Annotated in this window: 7 protein-coding genes; 4 read left to right on the forward strand and 3 right to left on the reverse strand. The window is 67.2% G+C overall.

All coding sequences use genetic code 11. From position 1 onward, the window contains the following. Positions 1-16: 16 nt before the first annotated feature. The gene (locus ON34_RS18360) at positions 17-1,018 is read right to left on the reverse strand and encodes a sugar ABC transporter substrate-binding protein (RefSeq protein ID WP_245548087.1); all 1,002 of its coding nucleotides are present in this window, start codon (positions 1,016-1,018) and stop codon (positions 17-19) included. 8 nt (positions 1,019-1,026) lie between these two features. Then, positions 1,027-1,923, reverse strand: coding sequence for a TIM barrel protein (locus ON34_RS18365; RefSeq protein ID WP_040780764.1), 897 nt, complete (start codon positions 1,921-1,923; stop codon positions 1,027-1,029). Between the two features lie 271 nt (positions 1,924-2,194). Between ON34_RS18365 and ON34_RS18370 the strand changes: the two genes are divergently transcribed. After that, on the forward strand, positions 2,195-3,199 hold the full coding sequence (locus ON34_RS18370) for a LacI family DNA-binding transcriptional regulator (RefSeq protein ID WP_040780766.1): 1,005 nt from the start codon (positions 2,195-2,197) through the stop codon (positions 3,197-3,199). 53 nt (positions 3,200-3,252) lie between these two features. Continuing rightward, positions 3,253-4,272: a Gfo/Idh/MocA family protein gene (locus tag ON34_RS18375; protein ID WP_085997093.1), complete on the forward strand. Its 1,020-nt coding sequence runs from the start codon at positions 3,253-3,255 to the stop codon at positions 4,270-4,272. Positions 4,273-4,303: 31 nt separating this feature from the next. Here ON34_RS18375 and ON34_RS18380 read toward each other — a convergent pair whose 3' ends face one another. After that, positions 4,304-4,711 (reverse strand): hypothetical protein, encoded by a 408-nt coding sequence (locus tag ON34_RS18380; RefSeq protein WP_040780768.1) that lies wholly within the window; start codon positions 4,709-4,711, stop codon positions 4,304-4,306. 193 nt (positions 4,712-4,904) lie between these two features. On the opposite strand from ON34_RS18380, the gene ON34_RS37650 reads away from it, so the two are divergent. Then, positions 4,905-6,077, forward strand: coding sequence for a hypothetical protein (locus ON34_RS37650; protein ID WP_040780770.1), 1,173 nt, complete (start codon positions 4,905-4,907; stop codon positions 6,075-6,077). A gap of 176 nt (positions 6,078-6,253) precedes the next feature. After that, complete coding sequence (locus ON34_RS18390; protein ID WP_218003904.1) at positions 6,254-7,822, forward strand: purine-cytosine permease family protein; 1,569 nt, start codon at positions 6,254-6,256, stop codon at positions 7,820-7,822. Positions 7,823-8,524: the final 702 nt, after the last annotated feature.

The raw sequence follows: 8,524 nt of genomic DNA on the forward strand, positions 1-8,524 counted from the left end.
TCATGCACTCCCGACCTCAGCGCGTGCCCTGGGCGACGAGCGCGGCGACGGCTTCTACGTTGCTCTTGTCGACGAAGCCGGGGCCGGTCTGCACCGGCGCGCCGCCTCCCACGGTGTTCAGATTCGTCCGGTAGAGCCGTAGCAGCACGATCGGCAGATAGCCCTGCTGGTACTGCTGCTGATCGACGGCGAACAGCAGCCTCCCGGACCGGAGTGCCTCCACCACATCGGAATTCAGATCGAAGGTGGCGACGGTGGCGGCCGATCCCGCTTCCCGTACCGCGTCGACGGCTCGTGCGGCGACTTGGGAGTTCAGCGTCAGGACCGCGTCGATGGACCGGTCGGCCTCCAGCGCGCCTTTGATCCTCGACTGCGCGTCGGTCGGGTTGTTGATGTCGACTTGAAGCGTCGTCGCGTTGCCGAACGCCTTCGTCGCGCCATCGCAACGCTGGTTCGCGCCGATGTTGCCCGCCTCGTGGATGACGCACAGCATCTTCGTGCGCCCGGCGTCGGCGAGTCGTCGGCCCGCTGCCCGACTCGCCAGCGATTCGCTTTGACCCACGTGGACGAAGGCCCCGAACTTCGTGCTCTCGGCCTCACCCGAATTGATCGTCACCACCGGAATGCCCGCGGCCACAGCCTTTTCCACGGAAGGTCGCAACGCCTCGGGATTGGCCATCGAGACGACGAGGCCGTCGACACCCTGCGCCACCGCGTTGTCGATCAGCTTCGACTGCTGGCCTGGATCACCCGAGGCGTTGTACTCGACGCGGATGCCGAGATCTTTGCCCGCGGCCTCCGCGCCGTTCTTGACGACGTTCCAGAACGCGTCGCCGGGGCTGCCGTGGGTGACGACCGCGACCGAATTGACCGTCCCAGCGGCGATCGGAGTTCGCGAGGGAGCGGGCGCGTCGGCGCCGGGGCCGCTACACGCGGCCAAGAGGGCGGCCGCGGCGACCCACGGCAGTATGCGCGATGTGGTCGCGCCGCGCTGTGGTCTCAGAGACATCGGTGTCATCGCTCCCACTAGATTCCTGCCGCGGCGAGCGCGATGTCGGCCAGGTTGCGCAGGCTGCGTTCGACATCGCGGCTCGACTGCCGCGGCGAGTCGGTCGGCCGCAGCGCTGTGTCCTGTTCCAGCACGTACCAGCCCCGATAGCCCGCGGCCCGCACGCATCGCACGAGCCCCGCGATGTCGACATCACCCTCGCCGAGCGGGACATACAGCCCTTGGCGCACCGCCTCGCTGTACTCCAGGTCCCCGGCGCGCACCCGGTCGGCCAGTGCGCCGCGGACGTCCTTGAGGTGTATGTGCCCGACTCGCTCGGCATGCCGCCGTGCGAGGCGCACGGGGTCGGTGCCGCCGATGAGCAGGTGCCCGGTGTCCAGGCAGAGCTCGAGATCGGAGTCGGCCAGAAAGCGCTCGACCTCCGGCTGGCGCTCCACGTGGGTGCCCACGTGCGGGTGCAGGACCGTGCGCAGGCCGTGTGCTGCGGCGATATCGCGGATCGCGGAAGCCGTATCGACCAAGGTGCGCCATTCGGCGTCGTCCAGTCGCGGGCGCGCGTCGTATCCCTTCAGTCCGGTCGCGGCCGCGAGCACGAGGACTTCCGCGCCGGTTGCGGCCAGTAGCGATGCGGCGTCCTCGGCCCGGGCGATGGCGTCTTCCCTGTCGCGATGCAGGACGAGGGCGAGGAATCCGCCGACCGCTGTGAGGCCGAAGGCGTCGAGCACCCGTCGCCGGTCAGCTGGATCGCGCGGCAGATAACCGGGTGGGCCGAGTTCGGTGGCGGACAGACCGAGCGCGGCCATCTCCGACAGCACGGTCCGCGCGTCGAGCACGTGGCCCCAGCCGGGGACCTCGCAGACACCCCAGGAGATCGGCGCGGCCGCGATACGCAGCGGATAGAGGGATTCGATCATCGGCACTTCTCCGACCTTTGATGTCGAGTTGACTCCGCTGTATTGGAGCGCTCCAACTATGTAACGTAGGTCATAGTGTGTCAAGGGCTTTCGCTTCGCCGGTCAAATGCGTCGCTACCTGCTGATATCCCTCAGTTGACCCGAAAACAGATGTCATCCAGCGTCCGGAAAGTCCGATTAGAGCGCTCTATTGATTCTGGCGCGGGGGTCTTGTATCGTCCGGTCCGGCGGGGTCGGGCGAAGGATCGGACGAACTCGGAACGGAGGCGAGATGGCGCGACCCACCATGGAGGACGTCGCCGCGCGCGCAGGCGTGTCCCGTGCCCTCGTCTCGCTCGTCATGCGCAATTCCCCCAAGGTCAGCGAGCACCGCCGCCGCGCCGTCCTGGACGCGGCGAAAGACCTGGGCTACCAGCCGCACATCATGGCGCGCTCGCTGGCCAGCCGGACGTCCAACATCGTCGGCGTCCTGGTCTCCGACCTACGCAACGCCTTCTTCGCCGACGTGGTCGAAAGCATGGACGCCGCCGCCCAGGAATCCGGTCTCGAACTGATCCTCAACACCGGCCGCCGCAGTGCCGCGCGCGAGCGGGCCGCATTGGAAAGCCTGCTGTCCTTCCGGCCCGGCGGCGTCATCCTGCTGTCGCCCGTCCTGCCCGCCGCCGCTCTTCGCGAAGCGGCGCGGCAGGCTCCGCTGGTGCTGGTCTCCCGCGCCTCCACCGTCGCCGACATCGACACCGTCAACGACGACGGCGAGGTCGGCGCCGGTCTCGCCGTCGACCACCTGGTGGCCCTCGGTCATCGGCGCATCGTGCATCTCGACGGCGGCAGCGCTTTCACCTCGGCGCCACGCCGCAAGGGCTACCGCGCCGCCATGCAGCGCCACGGCTTGGAGCCGATGGTCGTGCCCAGCGAACACACCGACTCCGCAGGCATGGCCGCGGTGCGCAAACTGCTGAACCTGTTCTCCCGCGACAACTTTCCCACCGCGCTGGTCTGCGGCAACGACTTCAACGCCGTGGGTGCGATGTCCGCACTGGGGGAAGCGGGTTTGCGTGTGCCCGAAGACGTTTCGATCGTCGGTTACGACAACACTTCGCTGGCCGCGCTGCGTCACGTCGCCCTGACCACCATCGACCAGCCCCGCACCGAGATGGGCCGCCTCGCGATCGAGGCGCTCGCCGAACGGCTGCGCGACGGCCGCACCGCCCCGGTGCGCCGCCGCCTCCAGCCTTCGCTCGTCATCCGCTCCACCACTGCCGCCCCCGGCCGCTGAACCACCGCCGCGTCCGTCGACGCAGGCCGCGATTCCCCTTCGAAGGAGAGCCGATGTCATCCCACCGAGCCGTCACCTTGGGCCTGGCCGGTACCGGCCGCATCGGGTCCGCACACGCCGAAACCCTGACCGAGCTCCCGAACGTCGCCACCGTCCTCGTCGCCGACGCCGACGCCGACCGGGCCCGCGCGACCGCCACCCACCTCGGCGTCGAATTCGCCCCCGACCTCGACACCCTCTTCGCCGCCGACCTCGACGGCCTGATCATCGCCACGGCCACCGACTCCCACCCCGAGCTGATCACCCGAGCCGTCGACGCGGGCATCCCCGTCTTCTGCGAAAAACCGGTGGCCGCCGACATCGACGGCACCCTCGCCGTCATCGACCACATCCGCGACTCCTCCGTCCCCGTCCAAATCGGCTTCCAACGCCGCTTCGACGCGGGCTACCGCGCGGCACGCGAAGCCGTCCGCTCCGGCGAACTCGGCTGGCTGCACACAGTGCGCGCCACCACCCTCGACCCGGCTCCCCCTCCCGCCGAATACATTCCGCGGTCGGGCGGCATCTTCCGCGACTGCGGAGTCCACGATTTCGACATCATCCGCTGGGTGACCGGACGCGAGATCGTCGAGGTCCATGCCCTCGGGGCCAACCGGGGCGCGGCGTTCTTCGCCGACGCCGACGACGTCGACACCGCCGCCGTGCTGCTACGCATGGACGACGGAGCACTGGCGACCGTGTCGCTGACCCGCTACAACGGAGCCGGATACGACGTCCGCCTGGAAGTATTGGGCTCCAAAGGGAACGCCATCGTCGGCTTGGACGACCGCGCACCGCTCACATCGGTCGAACCCGATTACGCACCCCCCTCCCGCCCTGCCTACACGAGCTTCATGGAGCGGTTTCGTCCCGCGTATACCGAGGAACTGTCCGCGTTCGTCGCGGTCGTCAACGGCGAACTCGACAATCCCTGCGGTCCTCTGGACGCTCTCGAAGCGTTCTACGTCGCCGAGGCCTGCGAACTGTCCCGGCGGGCGGGCCGCGCTGTCGAGATGGCCGAAGTGCGGCACTGAGCTCAGCACCGCACGTGAACAGGCATCTAGCCTACTTCCAGGACCACATCTTGCCGATCGCCTTGCCGCTCGCATCCGTCTCCCATTCGAAGACACCCGCGGTGCCGCGCAGCGCGGCGAATTCCGGCGAGTCGGTGTCGTAGACGATCGAGCCGCGCCAGCTGACCGAGCCGTTCTCGCTGAGAATGCCGACGCCGGAACCTTGCCAACTGGCGTGGGCGCCGGTCGGGCTCATGATGACGCCCTGGCCCTCGCCGTAGAGCGTGCCGTCGGCGCGAAGCCGACCCGTGTACGTTCCGGTGTCGTTGATGGTGACGTCGAGCAGATGGCCCGTGGCCTGGAACGAACTCTCCATCGCAGGCGGAAGTCCGTTCTCACCGCGCACTACTCGCTGCACCGTGACCTGGCCTTGTTCTTCCGCGATAAGGTCCCCGAGCATGACCGAACTCCTTCCCTGTCTCGTCCCCCTATGGCTGGGCTACACCCGTTCGGGGAGGGTGTCAACACTCGAACCGCAGCTCGGTTGAAACATCGGATTGTCAGTTTTCGCCCTCCGCTCGGATCAGAGCACTTACCGAGGCGGGTGTTATCGCCAGCGGCAGCGGTCGGGCGCTTCGTGTCAGGATGTCGCGATGAGCAAAGCGGCACGTCCGGTCAGCGAGGAAACGGCGGAACTGTTCATGGATTACGGACAGTTCTGCGTCGATGGCGGTCTCGGAGATCCGGATTCGGAGACTGATCTCCTCGACCGCGCGCTGGCGGCACACCCCTATGCGTCGGACGGGCTGACCATGGTGGTGCTCAGCCCGCACCAGAACAACTTCCGGATGCCGGTAACGGTGCAAGTGTGGGGAGCGCGCCCGCCCGGGGATCGGGAACAGTGGCAACAGGTTTGCGAGGCGCGGCTGCGCGTCGGCCCCGAGGAAGTCCTGTCTCTGTCGTCACCGACAGACGGTGCGGCGGACTGTTCGGTTCCGGAGGGTGACTATCTGATCGAGGTCAGTGGCCGCGGCTTCGTCACCTACGGCTGGCCGGGATCGACCGAACCAGGCGATGTGTGGCGGATCCGGCTCTGGCCGGACGACGGCAGTGAACCGCTACCGGCCGTGCAGTGGAATATGCCTGGATACGGTGTGCCGGAGAATGTTCCGATTTCCGACCGCCCTGCCTCGGCGGAATCCGACGAGTGGGTCATGGTGTCGGAGGAGAGCGGCGGCTTCAGTCGCGTGCACATCTCCGAGTTGCCGGAGCGAGCCGCGGCGGCCGAGCGACAGCAGTGGGGCGGAGATCCGATCGAGGAATTGCGGGATTACGGCGCCGAAGAGCTGTCCCGCTACGACCGCGCGCTCGCCGAGGCGATCGCCACGATGGGTGAGCAGGATCTACGTCGCTTGGCGCGCTGGTCCGCCATCCAGGCGTGCGAGAAGGCGGACATCACCGGAAGACCTTGGGTCCATACGGCTTTGGTCGCACTGCGGGAGGGCAGACCACTGCCGCCCCCGTTCGACGACATGGAGGCCGCGTTCGCCCGTTTGCACGAGGAGGACTTCGGGCCCGTGGACGAGAACGGTAACGATGTGGTCGGATCCATCGTGGCTGATTGGCGTAAGCCCGCGCCGAATCCCTTCGACCTGGGTCCGATCCACCGGCCGTCCTTCGCCCTGCCGACGATCGTCGACGCGACCAAACCCGACGCCCTGGACGCGGCGATCACGACCCTGCACGAGACGGCCATGGTCTTCGGCCCGGATGTCGATGCTCTCTTCGCCTCGCTCCGAACGCAATTCGGGCTTCCCCCTCGATGATCAGTTCGGCGCGTGGGCGGTCGTGACGTCGGCACCGGCCACGTCAGCCGCGCATACCGCCCAGGCCCAAGACAAGCAGGCCTTTGCTCCGATCACCCTTGCGCTGTTCGAGAACTGCTCCGCCACAATGTCTTCCCGCTATTTAACGTGTCGTTATTTAGCGGTACATTCTCCGGGTGACCGGATCCGAATCGCAGCCTGTGGGCGCCTCCTCGCCCGCTCCTCAGCCGACCGAGTTCCCACCTCCGACAAAGCCCGCGGCCGGTCCAACTGGACGAACGGCTTGGACGATCGAGCGCAAAGGGCTCGAGTGGGTTGCCGACTACGAGCGTCGAGGCGACCCCCGTGGACTGTTCTGGCCGTGGGCCGCTCCGAACATCAATGTGATCTGCGTAACATTCGGCATGTTCGTGGCGGCGCTCGGTCTGGGCTGGCTGTCGGCGACGCTTGCCGCGGCGGTCGGTGCCGTGTTGTCGTTTTTGCTGGTCGGCCTGGCATCGCTGGCAGGGCAGCGGGGCGGGGCTCCGACCATGGTCGCCAGCCGTGCGGCATTCGGATTGCACGGCAACACGATTCCCGCCGCGCTGAGCTACCTGGCGCTGGTCGGGTGGGAGACCGTGGGCGCGGTCTTCTCCACTCTCGCCGCGAAAACCGTGGCGCTGCGGCTGGACCCTGATGTGAACACCACGGCGGTCATGGTCGTCGCCTTCGTAGCAGTGATCGTCGTCTCGACGGTGGTGGGGATCTATGGCCTGCACGTGATCTTGCGAGTCCAGAAATGGCTCACGGTGGCATTCGCCGCTCTCACCGGCGTGTATCTGGTGTTGACGCTGCCTCGGATCTCGTTCACGGCGACCGGCCAATTCACGTGGGGCGCTTTCGCCGGCGGCGTGGCGCTCATCGCGACCGCCCTCGGCCTGGGCTGGGTGAACTGTGCCGCCGACTACTCCCGGTACCTGCCCCGGGCGGCGAGCCGACGTGCCGTGGTCGGCTGGACCACGTTCGGCGGCAGCGCACCACCTATCGTTCTGATGACGTTCGGGATTCTTCTGGCCGCCGGGGATCCAGCGGTCGCGCACGCCGCGACCACTGATCCGGTCGGCGCCCTCGCAGCGCATCTGCCGACGTGGTTCCTTGTCCCATACGTCACGTTCGCCGTGCTGGCGTTCGTGTCCGCGTCGATCATGGACCTCTACTCTTCCGGGCTGGTCTTGCTGACCATCGGCGTCCGGCTTCCGCGCCAGCTCGCGGTGCTGATCGATGCCGGCCTGGTTACGCTTGCCGGTGGGTACGTCGCCTTCGCGGCACCGAACTTCTTCGCCCCGTTCCAGGCATTCCTCACCGTCATCGGTGTGCCGATGGCCGCATGGACCGGGATCTTCCTGACCGATCTGTGGCAGCGCCGCCATCACGGCTACGACCGCGCTGCCCTCTACAGCCCCGCAGGTGTCTACGGCCGGATCAACTGGGTCGGGGTAGGTTCCCTGACCGCGGCAACCGCTGTCGGACTCGGCTTGGTCACCTCCCGTGATCCGCATATCGGCCCCCTGTTGGGCTACCTGTTCACCCCCGCCGCCCGCGACGGCAGCCTCGGCACCAGCAACTTGGGCGTCTTCGTAGCACTCGGCCTCTCCGCACTCATATACGCCGCCGCGCACCGGATCATCGGCCCTCGACCACATCAGACAAGTGATCTTCCGTCACCTGCCATCCATGAGAAGGAGCCGACCGCCGATGTCGGTTAGGGAATCTGCGGTCATCTCGATATCACCGAGCAGCTGGTCGCGTTGGAGGGCAAAGCTGGGTTGGTGACCGCGATGGCGAGCCGTGTTTACCGTGGAAAACCAGCGTCGAACCCGTGCGACAAATCAAGATGGAATGCCCGGCCATCGGCGGTCGGCACCCACCCGCGAGCGAGCGCAACCCTGATCGTGTCTGCCACCTCCCGTGGTAGCACCGGCTCGGTTCTACGCCCGAGCCAGTTGCTGGGGTGCGGGCGATCCGTCTCGACCACGAGCACGGCACCACCAGATTCGGCACGCTCGACAACATAGATACACGGTGACCAGCAATTGCCCTGGTTGTAGGTCGGCCTTCCGCGCAGCCTCCAGCGGTAAACAACGCCATCGACTGTGATACGCCGGGAGCCTTTGCGCCTGAGTGCCATTACCCTCCCCCGATCTGCCATCGCCCGACCCGACAGTCACCAGCAACGCACCATATCGGCACCGAACGCGGATCGCGAAGGGCTCGTCTTGACCGATCACCAACCAGTCCCAGAAGGCACCCGGTGTGAGGATGCGCCTCATCTGGCGAGTGCCCTGCCCCGGTTCTGGGTCCGCAGCACTCCGCAGCGGCGGATGGACTGGCCCTCACCAGAACGGCTCGAGGAACGGTTCGCTGAATTCAAGGCAGCTGGCTGACCAAACGAGCTCACGGCGGGTGGC

This window comes from Nocardia pneumoniae NBRC 100136 (genome assembly GCF_000308755.1).
GTDB classification, from domain to species: Bacteria; Actinomycetota; Actinomycetes; order Mycobacteriales; family Mycobacteriaceae; genus Nocardia; species Nocardia pneumoniae.